Raw genomic sequence first — 18,501 nt, forward strand, 5'->3', positions numbered from 1 at the left:
CGGAACCCTTCTTCGGGGGGCTGTGGTGACGGGGCCGGACTTTTTCGAGCAAGGTGATCTGGTGGCGGTCCTCACGACCGAGCCGCTGGGCCGCACGCTTGACTACCGCGCGCCGCCGGGCGGATGTCATGCCGGCGCCTTCGTCGAGGCCCCCTTGGGCCCGCGCCGGGTCATGGGCGTGGTCTGGGGGCCGGGCGAAGGCGGCTTCGACCCCGCGAAGATCCGGTCGGTGACGCGCGTGCTGGACGCGGCGCCGATGGGTGCGGCCATGCGCGCCTTCCTTGCGCGCGCGGCGGACTACACGCTGACGTCCATGCCCGCGATGCTGCGGCTTGCCACGCGTGCACCGGGGCTTGCGGATCCGCCGGGGCCGCGCAGGGTCTATCGCAAGGGCTGGTCGTCGCCCGACCGCATGACCGACGCCCGCGCCCGGGTGATGGAGGTTCTCGACGACTACGGCGGCGCGGCCTTTACCTTGGGAGAACTGGCTGGATTGGCTGGGGTGTCGACCGGCGTCGTCAAGGGGCTGGTCAAGCAGGGCGCTGTGGCCGAGGAGGACGCGCCCCGCGATGTGCCCTATCCGCGGCTCGATCCCGAACTGCCGGGAAAGACGCTGGTCGGGGATCAGGCCGGTGCCGCGGACAGATTGCGCGGCGCGATCCGGTCTGGGCGCTACGGCACGACCTTGCTGAAGGGCGTGACCGGGTCGGGCAAGACCGAAGTGTATCTCGAGGCAGTGGCCGAATGCTTGCGGCAGGGCCGGCAGGCGCTGGTCCTGCTGCCCGAGATCGCTCTCACGGCCGAGTTCCTGTCGCGGGTCGAGGACCGCTTTGGCGCGCGTCCCGGCGAATGGCATTCCGGCGTGACGCAGACCGAGCGGCGGCGGCTCTGGCGGATGGCCGGCGAAGGGGGCGTGGGGTTGGTTGTCGGCGCGCGCTCTGCCCTGTTCCTGCCGTTCCGCGACCTGGGGCTGATCGTCGTGGATGAAGAACACGACACCTCCTACAAGCAGGAGGACGGAGCGCTTTACAATGCCCGCGACATGGCGGTGCTGCGCGCTTCGCTGTGCGACGCGCAGGTGGTGCTTGCCTCTGCCACACCCTGCCTTGAAACCTGGGCGAACGCCGAGGCGGGGAAATACGCGCGGATCGACCTGACATCGCGTTTCGGGACGGCGGAACTGCCCGAGATGCGGGCGATCGACATGCGGGCCGAAACGCTTGAGGCGAACCGCTGGATCGGTCCGACGCTGGCAGCCGCCGTCCGCGGCCGGATCCAAGCGGGCGAGCAGGCGCTGTTGTTCCTGAACCGCCGGGGGTATGCGCCGGTCACGATCTGCCGCGCCTGCGGCCACCAGATCGGTTGCGAGCACTGCGACGCGCGCATGGTCGAGCATCGGTTCCTGAAGCGGCTTGTCTGCCACCAGTGCGGCGAGACGAAGCCGATGCCAGAGAGCTGCCCGTCGTGTGGCGTTGCCGGGCGGCTGGCACCTGTCGGCCCAGGTGTCGAGCGGTTGGCCGAGGAGGTGGCAGAGCGGTTTCCCGAGGCCCGTGTTGCGGTCCTCTCGTCGGACCTTTTCACCTCGGCCCGCGCGCTGAAGGACAAGATCGGGGAAATCGCGGCGGGCGGGGCCGACATCATCATCGGCACGCAATTGGTCGCCAAGGGACACAACTTTCCGCTGTTGACGCTGGTGGGCGTGATCGACGCGGACCTGGGGCTTCAGGGCTCTGACCTGCGCGCGGCCGAACGCACCTTTCAGCTGATGCGGCAGGTGTCGGGCCGTGCGGGCCGGAGCGAGCGGCCCGGTGTCGCGCTCTTGCAGACCTATCAGCCCGAACATGCCGTCATCCGCGCGATCCTGTCTGGAGAAGAAGAGGCGTTCTGGCGCGCCGAGGCCGCGGAGAGGCAGGCGGCGGGGATGCCGCCGTTCGGCAGGTTGGCGGGCATCGTCCTGTCCTCGCCCGACGTGCAAAGCGTGTTCGACTTCGCCAACGAACTTGCCCGCCGCGACGCGCCACTGCGCAAGATCGGCGCGCAGGTCTTCGGTCCCGCACCTGCACCCATAGCCAGGGTCCGGGGGCGGCACCGTGTCAGGCTGCTGGTCAAGGCGGCAAAGGGCGCACCCTTGCAGGCGGCGCTTGCGGACTGGGTCGCACAATTGAGGCCGCCCAACAACCTGCGGCTTCAGGTCGACATCGACCCGCAAAGTTTCTGGTAGGGCGCCTTTCGGTTTCCCCCTCGCAAATCGGCGCGGGCCGGGATATTGCGAACGCATGGCGCATCCGGTCCTTCCTCTTCGCGAAACCGCAGGGCTGCCGGTGTGGCGCCGGCCGCAGGCACTGTTGTTCGTGATGGCAGCGGCGATGCCGGTGGCGTTTTCCACCTGGTCCGCGCTTCTCAACAACTTCGTCATCTCGGTCGCGGGGTTCGACGGGGCCGACATCGGTCTTCTGCACACCGTGCGCGAGATCCCGGGGTTTCTGGCCATCGGCGTTATCGCCGTCCTGATCTTCGTGCGCGAACAGGTCCTGGCGCTGTCGTCGCTGGTCCTGCTGGGGGTGGCGACGGCGATCACGGCGTGGTTCCCCTCGCTCGGCGGGATCCTGGTCATCACGCTCTTGTCGTCGGTCGGGTTTCACTACTACGAAACCGTGAACCAGTCGCTGCAGCTTCAGTGGCTTGACCGCAAGCATGCGCCGCAGACGCTGGGCTGGATCGCGGCGGCCGGATCGGCGGCGACGCTGGTCGCCTATGTGCTGATCGTGCTGACCTGGCGCCGCTTCGATCTGTCGTACAATTTCGTCTATCTGGTTTCGGGCGGGTTCACGGCGGCGGTCGGTCTTTTGTGCCTGGTGCTGTATCCCCGTTTCGAGGCGCCGCACCCGCAGATCAAGCGCCTGGTCCTGCGCCGCCGCTACTGGCTGTACTATCTGCTGCAGTTCTTCGCGGGCGCCCGGCGGCAGATCTTTGTCGTCTTCGCCGGCTTCATGATGGTCGAACGCTTTGGCTTTCGGGTTGACGAGGTGACGGGCCTGTTCCTCATCAACCTTGTTGCGAACATGATCTTTGCCCCGATCATGGGCAGGGTCGTCGCGAAATGGGGCGAGCGGCGCGCACTGATGTTCGAATACACCGGCCTTGTCTGCGTCTTCCTGGCCTATGGAGGCATCTACATGTTTGGGTGGGGCGTGCTGCTGGCGGCGGCGCTTTACGTTATAGACCACCTGTTCTTCGCGCTGGCGATCGCGCTGAAGACCTATTTCCAGAAGATCGCGGCGCCCGAGGATATCGCACCCACCGCGGCTGTGGCGTTCACCATCAACCACATTTCCGCCGTCGTGCTACCGGTGGTCCTGGGGCTGGTCTGGATCGTCGCGCCTGCCGCGGTCTTCCTGATCGCAGCGGGCATATCCAGCGCGTCGCTTGCGCTTTCGTTCCTGATACCGCGCCATCCCGAACCCGGTCACGAAACGCTTTTGACCCGGCCGCGTCTGGCCCCTGCGGAATAGTCCAAGCGCGATCTTCGCGCCGAAGTGATCGCGCGCAGATGGTACAGGTCCGCGCCACTGCCTATATTCGCCCGTAAGCTGCAATCAGGAGGTATGCCAATGCTCAGCGCCTTGTTCGGACGCCTTGCCCGTATGCCGGAAGCGCAAGAGGCCCTGCCGGGACGGGATGAGCCGATCCCGACGGCGGAGTTCCATTTCCTGTCCGGGCTGCCACTGAAATCGCCTGTGCCGAACGGCATGGAAGAGGCGATGTTCGGCATGGGCTGTTTCTGGGGCGTTGAGCGGAAGTTCTGGCAGGTCGACGGCGTGTGGCTGACCATGGTCGGCTACGCGGCCGGGATCACGCCGAACCCGACATACCAGGAAACCTGCACGGGCAGGACCGGCCATAATGAGGTCGTGCGGGTGATCTACGACCCGGATGTCGTCAGCTACGAAGACCTCCTGAAGGTATTCTGGGAAGGGCATGACCCGACGCAGGGCAACCGTCAGGGCAACGACATCGGCACGCAGTACCGCTCGGGCATCTACACATACACGGCTGCGCAGGCCGAGGCGGCGGAGACCAGCCGCGCGTTTTATGCCGAGCGTCTGAAGGCCGCCGGATACGGACCCATCACCACGGAAATCGCGCCCGCGGGCACGTTCTATTTCGCCGAAGACTATCACCAGCAATACCTGGCGAAGAACCCGGGCGGCTACTGCGGCGTCGGCGGCACCGGCGTGTCCTGCCCGATCGGCCTGCCCGACGCGCGGGCATAAGATCTATCGGCTGGTGCTGGATCGCGTGCTGGCCGCGTCCGCCTCCATGCGGTCAAGCAGGATGTTCAGGCCATGTTCGAACATGGCGCGATGGTGATCCTTGCCGAAATAGGCGCCGATCGCGGTGATCGCGGGGAAGTCGGCCCGCGCCCTTTCGCCCGGCACCGGCTCCACGGCGGAAGGTCCCTTGGCATAGCCCATCGCTTCGTCGATCGCAGCGCCGGTGACATAGTAGCCGATCGCGCGGAAATGTAGCGCCAGCGCCCGTCCGCCAAGGCCCGAGGCCGCCATCATCCCTACGATGTCCTCAAGGAAGGCCATGCCGGCTGCGTTGTTCAGCCGGAACGTCGCGAAGTAGAGAATGAAGCCGGGGTGTCGAAGCGCCGTCTGCCGGTAGCTTGCGCAAAAATCGAAAATACGTGCCCGCCAGGGGGCGCCTTCGGGCGGGATCGGGGTCTCGCTGATGCAGATCCCGACCAGCGCCTCGAACAGATGCGCCTTCGACGGATAATAGTGGTACAGGCTCATGGCCTGGCAGTTCAGACGGGCGGCGAGATTGCGGAAGCTGAATCCGTCCAGCCCGGCCTCGTCCACCAGGGCCATGGCCTCTTGCGCGATCCGCTCGGCGTTGAGCGGTTCGCGCCTTTTCCTTCCCCGGTGTTGGCTGGTCTCCGGCATCGGTCCCCTGTCTCGCTCTGACGCTGAAATCCCGGCGCGCGCGCGCGCCGGGGGCATGTGTCGGGCCAGCGCTCAGCTTCCGCCAAGCTCCTTGCGGAAGGTTTCGAAGTCAACCTGCATCCCGTGGAAGATCGTGCTCCAGTTGCGGGTCATGCCGGCCATGGCGACGGCCTCGGCAATTTCCTGGTCCGTCGCGCCGGCCGCATGGGCGGACTCGGTGTCGGCCCAGATGCAGTAGTCGCAAGGAATCTGCGCCGCGACGGCGAGCGAGATCAGGGCCTTTGTCTTCGGATCAAGGGCCGTATCTGGCGAGAGTTCCAGCTCCTTGTATTGCTTCCACAGGCCCGGAAGCGCCGCCTGGGAGACCGAGGCCATGAAGGTCGGCACGCCCCCGAACGTGGCCTGAACGTCGTCGAGGGTCGCCTTGACCTCGGCGTCGTCCGCGATCGCGGGCTGTACGGCAAGCAGCGTGGAGAAAACGAAAGCGGCGGTGGTGAAGCGGGTCATCTTCGGCCTTCCTTTCTGGATTCGGTGATTGCCTTACGTCGTAAGGCTGTATGAAATTGTTAAAACTTACACTGTAAGAAAACAATTCACGACTCCGTGATCTGATAGCGGGAGATGGTCTTGTCCGGGGTCCGGCTTGACCTCCCGCAGGGCGCGGCCTAAGGCCGGAAGATGCAACCGGCGCCGGAGGCCCCAATGCCCGTCTATTCCGCCCTCACCACCCTGGATGCCCGCGAACCCGCTGAGGCCCTTGCCGAGGCGCTTGAGAACCTGGAGCCAGAGCCGTCGGGCGTCGGCGTTTTCGAGATCGAGGACGGATCGGGTCGTTACGAAGTCGGCGCCTATTTCGAAGAGATGCCCGACGAAATCGTGCTTGCCCTGATTGCCATGGCCCACGACGCGCGGCCCTTCGCGGTATCCGAGGTGCCCGACACCGATTGGGTCGCGCATGTGAGACGCGAACTTCAGCCGGTCGAAGCGGGGCGCTTCTTCGTCTATGGAAGCCACGACGCCGACAAGGTGCCTACGGATTGCGTTCCCTTGCTGATCGAGGCGGCAATGGCCTTTGGCACCGGTCACCACGCCACCACCAAGGGATGCCTTCTGGCGCTTGACCGGTTGGAGAATCAGGGCTTCCGCGCCCGCAAGGTGGCGGACATCGGCTGCGGGACGGCCGTTCTGGCGATGGCGGCGGCGGCGATCTGGCCCGAACCCGTGATTGCTTCCGACATTGATCCGGTGGCCGTGGAAGTCGCTGCGGCCAATGTCGCCGCGAACGGAATGGCAGGCCGCGTGCACTGCGTCGAGGCTGCCGGCTTCGATCACCCCGACCTGCGCGCGGGCGCGCCCTATGACCTGATCTTCGCCAACATATTGAAGGGGCCGCTGATCGAGCTTGCGCCTGCGATTGCCGGGGCTCTGGCCAGCGGAGGGCGTGCGATCCTGTCCGGAATCCTCAACACTCAGGCCGATTCTGTGGCCGAAGCCTACAATTTGACAGGTTTGAATGTCACGGATCGCGACGAATTGGCTGAATGGACAACATTGGTCCTGAAGAGGGGCTAAATCAAAGCGGCTTCAAGGCATATGCCCTACTTTCGCCGCATTTTGAACGCAGCTTGAACGTCGGCGAAGGGCGCCAAGGCAAGTGCAGGAGATTGGCCGTGGTCGATCCCAACATGAAAAACTTCTACGGACGCGTCGACCGTATCCAGCGGGTTCATGCTGCCGGCGGAGGCTTCGAGGCGCAGGGAACCTTGGGCATGTTCCACTACAACGCCCTGCGCAAGAAGCGCCGCCGTGCGACGTGGCTGATGCCGGCATTGCTGGTTTGCGTGACAGTCCTGTTGATCAAGGCTGGCGTCATGGCGACGATCGGACCCGAACTTTACCAGGACCGGATCGCGATGCTGCAGCAGGGCAACGCGCTGGATCGGGCGGGCGCCTATGTGCTGGAAGCAGGTCAGGCTACCGTCTGGCTGTCCGAAATCATCCGCGGCGTGATACGCTGATCCGCCGCACATCGAGCAGAAAAGGCCGTGCCCGGCATCCCGGACACGGCCTTTTTGTTTGGCTTGGCTGAATGGATCAGCGGCGCGACATTTCCTCGATATCGCCGCGGCACAGGCCGATATCGTCCAGTTCGCGGTCCGAAAGGCGCGAAAGCGCATTGCGGGTCACGCGGGCGTCGTTCCAGTTGGCGACGATGGAAACCAGGCTGCCGAAGAAGCCGGTGTGCATGCCGGAGGCGGTGCGGGTGTTGCTGTAGGTCGTCATTTTCGTGGTCCTCAGAAAATCTTGTTGCAAGGGAATGTCCTTGCTGCTGAGGCCGATTTAGAGAAGGCAAAATGGAACGGCAAGGCATGGCCTTGCAGTTCCGCCATGCAGCAAATGCATGGGTCATATCGGTGTTAACTTCCAGTAATAAAACGGTTTCTGCAAGTGCGAAAATTGTCGTTTTCTGCACATGCGAAGGCGAATTCCGACCGCTTGGTCGCGCGGACCATAAAGGCGGCGCCTGCCATTCTGGCTTTGCGATGTTCGCGCTTCGTGCTAGTCGTGTCCGAAAAGCAACACGAGCAGGGTGAACAATGCGCGTTCTGGGGATCGACCCGGGGCTTAGAAACCTCGGATGGGGTGTGATCGAGGCCAGAGGATCGCGACTCAGCCATGTCGCAAACGGGATCATTCATTCCGAGGGGGCCGACCTGGCGCAGAGGCTGAAGTCTCTGCATGCGGCCCTGACGGATGTGATAGAGCGCCACGCACCCGATGCGGCCGCGGTCGAACAGACCTTCGTCAACAAGGATGCCGTCGCGACGCTGAAGCTTGGGCAGGCGCGGGGCATAGCCCTGCTTGCGCCCGCGCAGGCCGGTCTGACCGTAGGGGAATACGCCCCCAACGCGGTAAAGAAGGCCGTGGTGGGGGTCGGGCACGCGGCCAAGGGGCAGGTGGAACACATGGTGCGCTTCCAGTTGCCCGGCGTAGACCTGGCGGGGCCCGATGCGGCCGACGCGCTGGCCGTCGCAATCTGCCACGCGCATCATCTGCAAAGCGCGGGCCGCTTGGCCGCGGCGCTGAAGGGGTCGACATGATCGGACGGATTGCCGGCATCATCCTGCATCGTTCGATGGACCATGTGCTGATCGACGTGCGGGGCGTGGGCTACGTGGTCCATGTATCGCAACGGACCGCCGCCGCCCTGCCGCCGGTGGGCGAGGCTGCGGCGCTTTATACCGACCTTCTGGTCCGCGAAGATCTGCTTCAGCTGTTCGGGTTCCCGACGCTTCTGGAAAAGGAATGGCACCGGCTCCTGATGACCGTGCAGGGGGTGGGCGCCAAGGCGTCAATGGCGATCCTCGGGACGCTCGGGGCCGAGGGTCTGGCGCGCGCGATCGCGCTTGGGGACGCGGCATCGGTGAAGGCCGCGCCTGGCGTGGGCCCGAAGCTTGCGCAGCGGGTGGTGATGGAGCTCAAGGACAAGGCGCCGACGGTCATGGCGTTGGGCGGCGCGCTGACGGTCGACGTGGCACCCTCGGACGAGGTGATCGAGGCACCGGCGCCGCGCCGGGCGAAACCGGTGGCGCGGCCCGCACCTGCGGCGGCCGCGACCGCCGACGCGCTGTCCGCCCTCGTCAATCTTGGCTACGGGCAGGGGGAGGCCGCGGCAGCCGTGGCGCAGGCGTCGGGCGAAAACGATGGCGCGGCCACGCCGGCGCTGATCCGCGCCGCGCTGAAACTTCTTGCGCCGAAAGGGTAGGCCATGGAGCCCGATCCAACGCTTCGCGCGGCCCCCCAACCCGAAGATGTCGACCGCCCGATGCGGCCGCAGGCCCTCAGCGAATTCGTGGGCCAGGAGGAGGCGCGGGCGAACCTGCGCGTCTTCATCGAAAGCGCGCGGCGGCGCGGCGAGGCGATGGACCACACGCTGTTTCACGGCCCCCCCGGCCTTGGCAAGACCACGCTGGCGCAGATCATGTCCAAGGAACTGGGCGTGAACTTCCGCATGACCTCCGGCCCGGTCCTGGCGCGGGCGGGCGACCTGGCGGCGATCCTGACCAATCTTGAGGCCAGGGACGTCCTGTTCATCGACGAGATTCACCGCCTGAATCCCGCGGTTGAAGAGGTCCTTTACCCCGCGATGGAGGATTTCGAGCTGGACCTGGTGATCGGCGAGGGGCCGGCGGCGCGCACCGTGCGGATCGAGCTTCAGCCCTTCACCCTTGTCGGGGCGACGACCCGGCTCGGGCTTCTGACCACGCCCCTGCGCGACCGCTTTGGCATCCCGACGCGGCTTCAGTTCTACACCGTGAACGAACTGGACCTGATCGTCGGGCGTGGTGCGCGGCTGATGGGTGTGCCCTCGGAACCCGCGGGCACGCTCGAAATCGCCAAGCGCGCCCGCGGAACGCCGCGGATCGCCGGGCGGCTCTTGCGCCGCGTCGTCGATTTCGCGCTGGTCGAGGGAGACGGACGGCTGACGCGTGAGATCGCGGACGGGGCGCTGACGCGTCTGGGTGTCGACCACCTTGGCCTTGACGGCGCGGACCGCCGCTATCTGACGCTGATCGCGGAAAACTACGCGGGCGGGCCGGTCGGTGTCGAAACCATATCGGCCGCGCTTTCGGAAAGTCGCGACGCCATCGAAGAGGTGATCGAGCCATACCTGCTGCAGCAGGGTCTGATCCAGAGGACGCCGCGCGGGCGGATGCTGGCGCAGAAGGCCTGGGCGCACCTGGGGCTTCCGCAGCCGCGCGGCGCCGGGCAGGGGCACCTGTTCGGCAAGTGATCGCGCCCTCTGTCAGCCATCGGGGCCGCGCATGCCTGGCCAAGGCCGCTTGAATCCCCTCCGGGCTTGCCGCAAGCGAGGCCGAAGCGAAAGGACCTTCCATGAAAGCCAATGAGATCGAGGCCCTCTTCACCCGCAGCGCGGACGGCTACGTCTTTGCCCGCTGGGTGCGTCCCATCGTTCCCGTGGTGTTCGGTGTCGATGACGCGACGCTCAAGACCGTGAAAGGCGCGATCGAGGCGGTGGTCACGCTGGCCGGACACCGCATGGCAGAGACCGACCCGGACCAGGGGGCCAACCTGATGATCTTCTTCTTCAGGGACTGGTCGGAACTGCTTGAGGTGCCGGACCTGGACCGGCTGGTGCCCGGCCTGCCGGAGCTTGTCGCCCAGCTTGAGGCCGATGGCGCGAACCAGTACCGGCATTTCCGGTTCGAGCAGGACGGCGCCATCCGCGCCTGCGTCGCCTTTGTGCGGATGGACCGGGAGTTGTCGGACCTTCCGGCCGAGGTGCTGGCGCTCGGTCTTGCCGCGCAAATCATCCTTCTTTGGTCGGATCGCGCTTTCCAGGCGCGTTCCCCCCTCGCACAGGTCGGTGAAAATGTGATACTGCGCCCCGACGTGGCGGGCGTGATCCGCGCGGCCTACGATCCGGTTCTGCCGGCGGCGGCGCGCGACCCCTCGCATGCGCTGCGGCTTACGGCACGGATTGGAGTGTGACAGATGGCGAAGAAGGTGTTCATCGACGGCGAAGTGGGAACGACGGGTCTGCAGATCCGCGAGCGTCTTCAGGGCCGTGACGACATCCGTCTGATTTCCCTGTCCGAGACGGCCCGGAAGGACCGCGCCGCGCGGCTGGACGCCTTCGCCGAGGCCGATGTGTCGATCCTTTGCCTTCCCGATCCGGCGGTGCACGAGGTCGCGCCGGACCTGAAGGCGATGAACGCCCGGGTCATCGACGCCTCGACCGCGCATCGCGTGGATCCGGACTGGGTCTTCGGCTTCGCCGAGATGGCATCGGGCCAGCGCGCGGCGATCGCGGGTGCGCAACGGGTGTCGAACCCGGGTTGCTGGTCGACCTGCGCCATCGCGCTGATCCGGCCGCTGGTCGCAGCCGGGATCATCGATCCGTCGCGGCCACCCTCGATTTCCGGGGTGTCCGGCTATACCGGCGGCGGCAAGGCGATGATCGAGGAATTCGAAAGCGGCAAGGTCTCGGGATCGTTCCTCTATGGCACGGGGCAAGCGCACAAGCACCTTCCGGAAATCCGTCTTCACGGGCTTCTGGATCGCGCGCCGGTTTTCGTTCCGTCTGTCGGGGACTATGCGCAGGGCATGGCGGTTGCGGTCGAGCTCGAGCTGGGCAGCGACGGGATCGCGGCCGCCGAAGCCGCACTGGCGGATGCCTATGCGGGCGAGGCCTTCGTTTCGGTCGTGCCGGCGTCGGCCGACCAGCCGCGGGTCATGCCACAGCGGCTGAACGGAACCAACCGGCTGGAGCTGTCGGTGCATGGCAACCCCGAAACCGGCGCCGCAACGCTGATCGCGGTGCTGGACAACCTTGGCAAGGGCGCGTCCGGCGCGGCGGTCCAGAACCTGAACATCATGCTGGGCATCGAGGAGGGGCGCGGTCTCTGACGCGCCTGATGGAATGGTCCACGAATTCGGTCTGCGCGTCTATTACGAAGACACCGACCTTGCCGGCATCGTGTACTACGCCAACTACCTCAAGTTCATCGAGCGCGCGCGCAGCGAATGGGTGCGCGCGCTTGGCATCGATCAGGCCCGCCTGAAGGCCGAGGCGGGCATCGTCTTTGCCGTTCGCCGGATCGAGGCTGATTATCTGCGTCCCGGCAAGTTCGACGACGAGCTTACGGTGCTGACCCGTCCCCAGGCGACAAGCGGCGCGCGGATCGTGCTGGAGCAGGATGTGTTGCGCGGCGGTGAGCGGCTTTTCGCAGCGGTGGTCACGCTGGTCTGCCTGACCGACGCAGGCCAGCCCGCGCGGATACCGGCGGAACTTCGCCGAAAGATGGAGCCTTCGCAGCACTGATAGCGCCCGTTCAGGCGGATTGCGTTACGGCCGGTCACGGCAATCTGTTGGCATCGTCCAAGAAAGCAAGATAATATCACGTCAAATCAGAGCCGCCTGAAACGCGGCCTAACCGGCGAGCAGATCCTGATGGAAACCGAAACCCTTGCGATGGCGCAGGAGATCGACTTCTCCTTGGTTGCGCTTTTCATGCGCGCGACGCTGACCGTTCAGCTTGTGATGATCATCCTGACCGTGGCCTCGGTCTGGTCCTGGGCGATCATCGTTCAGAAGTTCATCTCGTACCGGACCGCACGGCGCGAGGCAGCGGTCTTCGACCGGGCCTTCTGGTCCGGCGAGCCGCTGGATGAACTGTTCGAACGTATCGGCGGCCAGCCCGACGGCGCGTCGGAAAAGATCTTTGCCAGCGGCATGGTCGAATGGCGCCGGTCCCACCGGCAGGACGGCGAACTGATCGCGGGCGCGCAGGCCCGCATCGACCGCTCCATGGACGTTGCCATCCAGAAGGCGACCGAGGATGTGATGCGCGGGCTGCCCGTTCTGGCGACCGTGGGCTCGACCGCGCCGTTCATCGGCCTGTTCGGCACCGTCTGGGGCATCAAGGTCGCCTTTGAACAGATCGCGATTTCGCAAAGCACGTCATTCTCGGTCGTGGCGCCCACCATCGCCGAGGCGCTTCTGGCGACTGCGCTCGGCCTTCTGGCCGCCATCCCCGCCGTGATCTTCTACAACAAGCTGTCGACCGACGGCGACCGCATCGTCGCGGGGTACGAGGCCTTCGCGGACGAATTCTCAACGATCCTGTCGCGCCAGTTGGACGCCTGAGCCATGGGGGCCGGTGTCATCAAGGGTGGCGGCAGGGGCGGGCGGAACCGTCGCCGAGGCCGTCGCGGCAGTTCGCAGATGATGAGCGAAATCAACGTCACGCCCTTCGTCGACGTGATGCTTGTGCTTCTGGTCATCTTCATGGTGGCCTCGCCCCTTCAGGTGGTGGGGGTGCCGCTCGAGTTGCCCAAGACCGCCGCTCAGGCGGTTGCGACCGAACAGGAAGAACCCCTGACCATTTCGGTGCAGGCGGACGGCACGATCTCGATCCAGAACGAACCCATCGTCGAGGGCGAGCTGATCGGCAAGCTCATGGCGGTCTCGGCGGAGCGCACCAGCGACAAGCTGTTCCTGCGGGCCGACGGCACCATTCCCTATGAGCGGGTGGTGCAGGTCATGGGCGCGCTGAACTCTGCCGGATTCGGCAATATCGTGCTGGTGACGGACGCGGGTGGCCCCAGTTTCGGCGCTCAGGGCGGGAACTAGGGCAGATGCCCCGCGACAGATCCAAACGCATCGGCTTCATCGTATCGGCAGGATTTCACCTCGGGGTGATCCTGTGGTTGCTGGTGGGCGGGATCTTCTTTTCGCACGATATGCCTCCGACTTCGGTCGCGACCGAGGTTTCGCTGATCTCGGCGGCGGAATACGAAGCGATGGTCGCCGCCGCACCCAGGGCCCCGGAAGAAACGCCGGCACAGCCGTCCTTGCCCGCGCCCCCCGCGGCCGAAGAGCCCGCGCCCGCACCCGTCGACGAGGCCGAGCCCGAAACCGTGACGCCGGAACCTCCGGTCGCCGAGCCCGAGCCTGATGTTGCCCCCGATGTGACGGAACTGACGCCTCCCGCGGCGGAGGTCACGGACACACCGCCCAGCCCGATCATGCCCCCGGTCGAGGAACCGTCTGCGACCATCATGACCGAGGTTTCCAAGCGGCCCACCCCGCGGCCCGCACCGCGCGTGGCGCCGGTTCCGACCGAGGCGCCCGAGCCAGACGCTGCGCCAGCGCCCGACACCGTGGAACAGACGGTGGAGGCACCGGCAGAGGAGGCGCAGCCGCAGGAAACACAGGAGGCCGCTGCGCCCGAAGAGGCGGGAGAGGTCCTGGAGACCGAAGAAAACAAGGATACCGAAGAGGTGGCCTCTGCCGCGCCTCTGACTTCGGCGCGCCCAAAGGCGCGGCCCGAGAAGCCGAAGACGCCAGAAGCGCAGCCCGAAACGACGGCTGCGGCGAAGCCCGCCGAGCCGGCGTCCGAGGCAGAGAGCCCCAGCCAATCCGACGCCGTCGCCGATGCCCTGGCCGAAGCGCTGGCAGGTGCGGCGTCCGAAGAGCCGGCACCCGGCACCGGCACCGCACCCAGTGGCCCGCCGATGACAGGGGGCGAAAAGGACGCGCTGGTGGTCGCCGTGAAGCAGTGCTGGAATGTTGGCGCGCTGTCCACCGATGCGCTGCGCACGATCGTGACGGTTTCGGTGGGCATGTCCCCCGACGGCAAGCCCGACTCCAGCTCGATCCGGATGGTGAGCTACGAGGGCGGCGACGAGACCTCGGCCAAGCAGGCGTTCGAGGCCGGCCGCCGCGCGATCCTGCGCTGCGCCGGCGAGGGCTACCCGCTTCCGCGAGAAAAGTACGAGCAATGGAAAGAGATCGAGATCGTCTTCAACCCCGAAAAGATGAGGCTGAGATGATCACTCTTTCGTCATCCGCCCGGCGGCCAGCCGCCCAACTGTCCACAGCGGGCTTGCGCGACGCGGCCCCGATTGCGATGACCGTCAGGACATCGCAAAGCCCCACCCAACCCTCTGCCGGAGGAAGAATGTCCCGGATCCTACGCAACCTCTGCCTGGCCCTGGCCGTGCTTGCCCCTGTCGCGATGCCCGCGATGGCGCAGAACGGTCCCCTGCGCATCGTGATCGAAGAGGGCGTGATCGAACCATTGCCCTTTGCGGCCCCCGCGTTCATCGCTGAAAACCCCTCGGCGGCAGAGTTCGCCGACCAGATCACCCGCGTGGTGGCGGCGGACCTGGCGGGCACTGGCCTTTTCCGAGAGATTCCCCAGTCCGCCCATATCGCGCGGGTCACGAACTTCGACGCGCCGGTGTCCTATGCGGACTGGAAGGCCATCAACGCGCAGGCGCTGGTCACGGGGTCGGTGGCATTGGGATCCGACGGGCGGCTGAACGTCAAGTTCCGCCTCTTCGACGTGTTTTCGGGACAGCCCATGGGCGACGGGCTTCAGTTCGGGGGCGGGTCCGACAACTGGCGGCGGATCGCACACAAGGTGGCCGACCAGGTCTATTCGCGTATCACCGGCGAAAGCGGCTATTTCGACAGCCGGGTGGTATTCGTCTCGGAAAGCGGTCCGAAAGACCAGCGGCTGAAGCGTCTGGCCATCATGGACTATGACGGCGCCAGCGTTCAGTACCTGACCGACAGTTCGGCCATCGTGCTGGCACCACGCTTTTCGCCGGACGGCAGCCGGGTTCTGTATACCTCGTACGAGACCGGCTTTCCGCGGATCAAGATGCTGGACATAGCGTCGGTCACGTCGCGGCCGCTTGCCGATCTGTCCGGCAACATGACCTTTGCGCCGCGCTTCTCGCCCGACGGGGGAACGGTGATCTATTCGGTCGAACAGGGCGGCAATACCGACATCTACGCCCTGGCTCTTGGGTCGAACCAGCCCGTGCGGCTCACGAACGCGCCGTCGATCGAAACGGCGCCGTCGTTTTCGCCCGATGGCAGCCGGATCGTGTTTGAAAGCGACAGGTCAGGAACCCAGCAGCTTTACGTGATGCCGGTCGGCGGTGGAGAACCAACGCGCATCAGCTTTGGCGAGGGTCGCTACGGCACGCCGGTCTGGAGCCCGCGCGGCGACCTGATCGCCTTCACCAAGCAGAACGCCGGCCGCTTCCATATCGGCGTCATGCGCGCGGACGGCAGCGAAGAGCGGCTTTTGACCGCATCCTTCCTGGATGAGGGGCCCACCTGGGCCCCCAACGGGCGCGTCATCATGTTCACGCGCGAAAGCGCGGGTGCAGGCGGATCCGCACAGCTTTATTCGGTCGACATCTCGGGCCGGAACCTGCGGGCGGTTCCGACCGAGGGCGCGGCGTCAGACCCCGCTTGGTCTCCGCTTTTGCCCTGAAGAACAAAGCCCGGCACGGCGTTCCCAAGTGCCGGGCGGAATGATAAGGTAACGGCCATCGAGCCATAAACTAGAGGCGGCAAGGCAATGAACAAATTCTCGATGATCCTTCTTCTGGCTGGCGCACTGGGTGTTTCGGCCTGTAACAATCCCGACCGGTTCGGTGCGGGCGGGGCGGGTGCCGGTGGCGCCGGCGGTGCGGGCGGGATTAACACCGCCTCGCTCGGCGATCCGAACGACCCGAACTCTCCGGCGTATTTCAATCAGACGATCGGCGACACGGTCCGGTTCTCGGTCGACCAGTCGATCCTGACGATGGAATCGCAAAACGTCCTGGCGGGGCAAGCGCAGTGGATGAACCAGCATCCGCAGTACAACGCGGTCATCGAAGGCCACGCCGACGAACAGGGCACGCGGGAATACAACATTGCGCTTGGCGCGCGCCGCGCCAACGCCGTGCAGGAATTCCTGATCGCACAGGGCGTGTCGCCCGCGCGCCTTCGCACCGTCTCCTACGGCAAGGAACGTCCCCTTGCGATCTGCTCGGACGAAACCTGCTATGCACAGAACCGGCGCGCGGTGACGGTGATCACCGTGGGCGGCGGCGTCTGATACGGGTCATCGCATGATCCGGGCGTTGGTTCTTTCCACCCTGCTCGCGGCGGCGGCCCTTCCGGCTGCCGCCCAGGATGCCGAAACGCTGGCCGAACTCAGGTCGGAGCTGATGCGGCTTGCGCAGGACCTGCAATCGCTCAGGTCCGAGCTTGTGACCGGCGGTCAGACGGCGATGCAGTCGGCCGGCGGCACAAGCGCGCTGGATCGCATGAACGCCATGGAGGCCGAGATCGTCCGCCTGACCGCGCGGACCGAAGAGTTGCAGAACCGCATCGACCGCGTCGTGACGGACGGGACCAACCGGATTGGCGACCTCGAGTTCCGCATCTGCGAACTTGAAGAGGGTTGCGACGTGTCGAACATGCCGATCACCGGCATGCTGGGCGGGTCGGCGGGGGCGGGTGCCGTCGCGGCACCCGCGCCATCGACGGCGCCGGCGGCAAGCGCTGCGGCAAATGGAGGCACGCCCGAGCTTGCGATCAGCGAGAAAGCTGATTTCGAGCGCGCAAAGGCGGCTCTGGACGGCGGAGAGTATCAGGCCGCAGCAGACCAATTCGCGGCCTTTTCCCAGACCTATCCCGGCAGTCCGCTGATGGGTGACGCGCAGTTCCTGCGTGGCGAGGCGCTTGCCGGGCTGGGCGACACATCAGGCGCGGCGCGGGCCTATCTGGACGCGTTTTCGGGCGCGCCCGACGGGCCGAAAGCTCCGGCTGCGTTGCTGCGGCTGGGAGCAGCCTTGGGGATCCTCGGCCAGGTCCAGGAGGCTTGCGTGACCCTTGGCGAGGTGCCGCGACGGTTCCCGCAGTCGCAGGAGGCGGCAGAAGCGGCGTCCACGATGCAAAGCCTCGGGTGCCAGTGACGGCCACGGTGCATCCGAAGGACGCATTGCGGGATTTCTTTGCGCCCGGGCGGCCCGACCGCCTGGGCGTTGCCGTTTCCGGAGGCGGGGATTCGACCGCGCTTCTGTGTCTTCTGGCCGACTTGCGCGCCGAGGGCGGCCCCAAGCTTGCCGCCGTGACCGTCGATCACACCCTTCGCCCCGAATCCGCGCAGGAAGCCGCTCTGGTGGCGGCGCTCTGTGCGCAACTTGGCGTCGATCATGCGACGCTGCGATGGACCGGCTGGGACGGCCGCGGCAACCTGTCGGACGCGGCGCGGCGCGCGCGGCAGGCCCTGATCGCCAACTGGGCGAGGGACAGCGAAATCGGGACGGTGGCCTTGGCCCACACCAGCGACGATCAGGCCGAGACCTTTCTTCTGCGGCTCGCGCGGGGCTCCGGGGTGGACGGCCTGTCGGGGATGGCGCCGCGCAGGCGGTCCCACGGCATCGAATGGGTGCGGCCGCTTCTGGGTGTCCGCAGGCAGGCACTGCGCGACGACCTGTCCGCCCGGGGCGTCGGCTGGGTCGAGGATCCGACGAACGCCGACGAACGCTATGACCGCGTCAGGGCGCGCAAGGCGCTGGACCTGCTCGCCCCCCTCGGCCTGACGGTTCCCCGTCTGACGGAAACGGCAGGGCGGATGGCGCGGGCGCGTTCGGCCCTGGATAGCGCGGTGGCCGATCTTGCGCGCGTCGCCTGCACGATCGAGGCGGGAGACGTGGTGATTGCCCGCGACGGTTTCGATGCCGCGCCCGAAGAAGTTCGCCTGAGGCTTCTGGCGCACGCGGTCCGGTTTGTCGCTTCGGCCGAGTACCGCCCCCGGTTCGAACCGCTGACCGAAGCCGCGGCGGCGCTGGCGCGGGGCGGGCGCAGGACGCTGGCGGGCACGCTTCTTTCGGCGACCGGGCGCGCCTATCGGGTCGCGCGGGAACATCGGGCGGTGGCGGGCCTGACCGTTCCCGTCGGAGAGGTCTGGGATGGGCGCTGGCGCATGGCTGGTCCAGCTTTGCAGGGGGCAGAGATCAGGGCACTGGGGCCCGAGGGGATGGCGCAGCTTGATGATCCGCGCGCTTCGGGACTGCCCTACGCCACTCTGGTCGCATCACCTGCGGTGTGGAGCGGCGCGCGGCTTGTCGCCGCGCCAATCGCCTTGTTTGGCAGCAATTGGCGCGCGGAACCGCTGTTCAGCGTCCAGAGCTTCATCTCTTCCATTTTCGCGCATTGAACCTGACC

21 protein-coding genes are annotated in these 18,501 nt (G+C 66.3%); 18 read left to right on the plus strand and 3 right to left on the minus strand.

Annotated features, from left to right (window positions below; translation table 11 throughout):
* Positions 1-25 precede the first annotated feature (25 nt).
* The 3 genes from OEW28_RS04830 to msrA all read left to right on the plus strand — a co-directional run bounded on the left by OEW28_RS04830 (position 26) and on the right by msrA (position 4,274).
* The gene (locus OEW28_RS04830) at positions 26-2,221 is read left to right on the plus strand and encodes a primosomal protein N' (RefSeq protein WP_263733569.1); all 2,196 of its coding nucleotides are present in this window, start codon (positions 26-28) and stop codon (positions 2,219-2,221) included.
* 55 nt (positions 2,222-2,276) lie between these two features.
* A complete protein-coding gene (locus OEW28_RS04835) occupies positions 2,277-3,512 on the plus strand; it encodes an MFS transporter (protein ID WP_263733570.1) in 1,236 nt (411 codons plus the stop codon).
* A gap of 99 nt (positions 3,513-3,611) precedes the next feature.
* Positions 3,612-4,274, plus strand: coding sequence for a peptide-methionine (S)-S-oxide reductase MsrA (msrA, locus tag OEW28_RS04840; RefSeq protein ID WP_263733571.1), 663 nt, complete (start codon positions 3,612-3,614; stop codon positions 4,272-4,274).
* A gap of 3 nt (positions 4,275-4,277) precedes the next feature.
* Here msrA and OEW28_RS04845 read toward each other — a convergent pair whose 3' ends face one another.
* Positions 4,278-4,952 (minus strand): TetR/AcrR family transcriptional regulator, encoded by a 675-nt coding sequence (locus tag OEW28_RS04845; RefSeq protein WP_263733572.1) that lies wholly within the window; start codon positions 4,950-4,952, stop codon positions 4,278-4,280.
* A 72-nt stretch (positions 4,953-5,024) separates the two neighbouring features.
* Positions 5,025-5,459: a carboxymuconolactone decarboxylase family protein gene (locus OEW28_RS04850; protein ID WP_263722741.1), complete on the minus strand. Its 435-nt coding sequence runs from the start codon at positions 5,457-5,459 to the stop codon at positions 5,025-5,027.
* Positions 5,460-5,654: 195 nt separating this feature from the next.
* Here OEW28_RS04850 and OEW28_RS04855 point away from each other — a divergent pair, with 195 nt between their 5' ends.
* Both OEW28_RS04855 and OEW28_RS04860 read left to right on the plus strand, forming a co-directional pair.
* Positions 5,655-6,524, plus strand: a complete 870-nt coding sequence (locus tag OEW28_RS04855; protein ID WP_263733573.1) for a 50S ribosomal protein L11 methyltransferase — start codon at positions 5,655-5,657, stop codon at positions 6,522-6,524.
* Between the two features lie 98 nt (positions 6,525-6,622).
* Entirely contained in the window at positions 6,623-6,970 is a 348-nt protein-coding gene (locus tag OEW28_RS04860) for a hypothetical protein (RefSeq protein WP_263733574.1), read from the plus strand.
* 76 nt (positions 6,971-7,046) lie between these two features.
* Here the strand turns inward: OEW28_RS04860 and OEW28_RS04865 are convergent, their stop codons facing one another.
* Positions 7,047-7,199, minus strand: a complete 153-nt coding sequence (locus OEW28_RS04865; protein ID WP_412174790.1) for a DUF1127 domain-containing protein — start codon at positions 7,197-7,199, stop codon at positions 7,047-7,049.
* Positions 7,200-7,549: 350 nt separating this feature from the next.
* Between OEW28_RS04865 and ruvC the strand changes: the two genes are divergently transcribed.
* The 13 genes from ruvC (at position 7,550) to tilS (ending at position 18,493) form a co-directional block, all read left to right on the plus strand.
* Positions 7,550-8,053 carry a crossover junction endodeoxyribonuclease RuvC gene (ruvC, locus tag OEW28_RS04870; protein ID WP_263733576.1) on the plus strand — a complete coding sequence of 168 codons (504 nt, stop codon included), beginning with the start codon at positions 7,550-7,552 and terminating at the stop codon, positions 8,051-8,053.
* Positions 8,050-8,718, plus strand: coding sequence for a Holliday junction branch migration protein RuvA (gene ruvA / locus OEW28_RS04875; protein WP_263733577.1), 669 nt, complete (start codon positions 8,050-8,052; stop codon positions 8,716-8,718). The genes ruvC and ruvA overlap by 4 nt, the downstream gene beginning before the upstream one ends.
* Before the next feature lie 3 nt (positions 8,719-8,721).
* Positions 8,722-9,747: a Holliday junction branch migration DNA helicase RuvB gene (gene ruvB, locus OEW28_RS04880; protein WP_263733578.1), complete on the plus strand. Its 1,026-nt coding sequence runs from the start codon at positions 8,722-8,724 to the stop codon at positions 9,745-9,747.
* 101 nt (positions 9,748-9,848) lie between these two features.
* Positions 9,849-10,466, plus strand: coding sequence for a DUF2927 domain-containing protein (locus OEW28_RS04885; protein WP_263733579.1), 618 nt, complete (start codon positions 9,849-9,851; stop codon positions 10,464-10,466).
* Between the two features lie 3 nt (positions 10,467-10,469).
* On the plus strand, positions 10,470-11,384 hold the full coding sequence (gene argC, locus OEW28_RS04890) for an N-acetyl-gamma-glutamyl-phosphate reductase (protein WP_263733580.1): 915 nt from the start codon (positions 10,470-10,472) through the stop codon (positions 11,382-11,384).
* 13 nt (positions 11,385-11,397) lie between these two features.
* A complete protein-coding gene (gene ybgC / locus OEW28_RS04895; RefSeq protein ID WP_263733581.1) occupies positions 11,398-11,799 on the plus strand; it encodes a tol-pal system-associated acyl-CoA thioesterase in 402 nt (133 codons plus the stop codon).
* Positions 11,800-11,928: 129 nt separating this feature from the next.
* Positions 11,929-12,624 (plus strand): protein TolQ, encoded by a 696-nt coding sequence (gene tolQ, locus OEW28_RS04900; RefSeq protein ID WP_263733582.1) that lies wholly within the window; start codon positions 11,929-11,931, stop codon positions 12,622-12,624.
* A gap of 3 nt (positions 12,625-12,627) precedes the next feature.
* The gene (locus OEW28_RS04905) at positions 12,628-13,110 is read left to right on the plus strand and encodes an ExbD/TolR family protein (protein WP_263733583.1); all 483 of its coding nucleotides are present in this window, start codon (positions 12,628-12,630) and stop codon (positions 13,108-13,110) included.
* A gap of 5 nt (positions 13,111-13,115) precedes the next feature.
* The gene (locus OEW28_RS04910) at positions 13,116-14,312 is read left to right on the plus strand and encodes a hypothetical protein (protein ID WP_263733584.1); all 1,197 of its coding nucleotides are present in this window, start codon (positions 13,116-13,118) and stop codon (positions 14,310-14,312) included.
* A gap of 128 nt (positions 14,313-14,440) precedes the next feature.
* Positions 14,441-15,772, plus strand: coding sequence for a Tol-Pal system beta propeller repeat protein TolB (tolB, locus tag OEW28_RS04915; RefSeq protein WP_263733585.1), 1,332 nt, complete (start codon positions 14,441-14,443; stop codon positions 15,770-15,772).
* 87 nt (positions 15,773-15,859) lie between these two features.
* Positions 15,860-16,384, plus strand: a complete 525-nt coding sequence (pal, locus tag OEW28_RS04920) for a peptidoglycan-associated lipoprotein Pal (RefSeq protein WP_263733586.1) — start codon at positions 15,860-15,862, stop codon at positions 16,382-16,384.
* Between the two features lie 13 nt (positions 16,385-16,397).
* Positions 16,398-17,246, plus strand: coding sequence for a tol-pal system protein YbgF (gene ybgF / locus OEW28_RS04925; RefSeq protein WP_263733587.1), 849 nt, complete (start codon positions 16,398-16,400; stop codon positions 17,244-17,246).
* Positions 17,243-18,493, plus strand: a complete 1,251-nt coding sequence (tilS, locus tag OEW28_RS04930; RefSeq protein WP_263733588.1) for a tRNA lysidine(34) synthetase TilS — start codon at positions 17,243-17,245, stop codon at positions 18,491-18,493. The genes ybgF and tilS overlap by 4 nt, the downstream gene beginning before the upstream one ends.
* Positions 18,494-18,501 lie beyond the last annotated feature (8 nt).

The organism is Albidovulum marisflavi, from assembly GCF_025751435.1.
Classification (GTDB): Bacteria; Pseudomonadota; Alphaproteobacteria; order Rhodobacterales; family Rhodobacteraceae; genus Albidovulum; species Albidovulum marisflavi.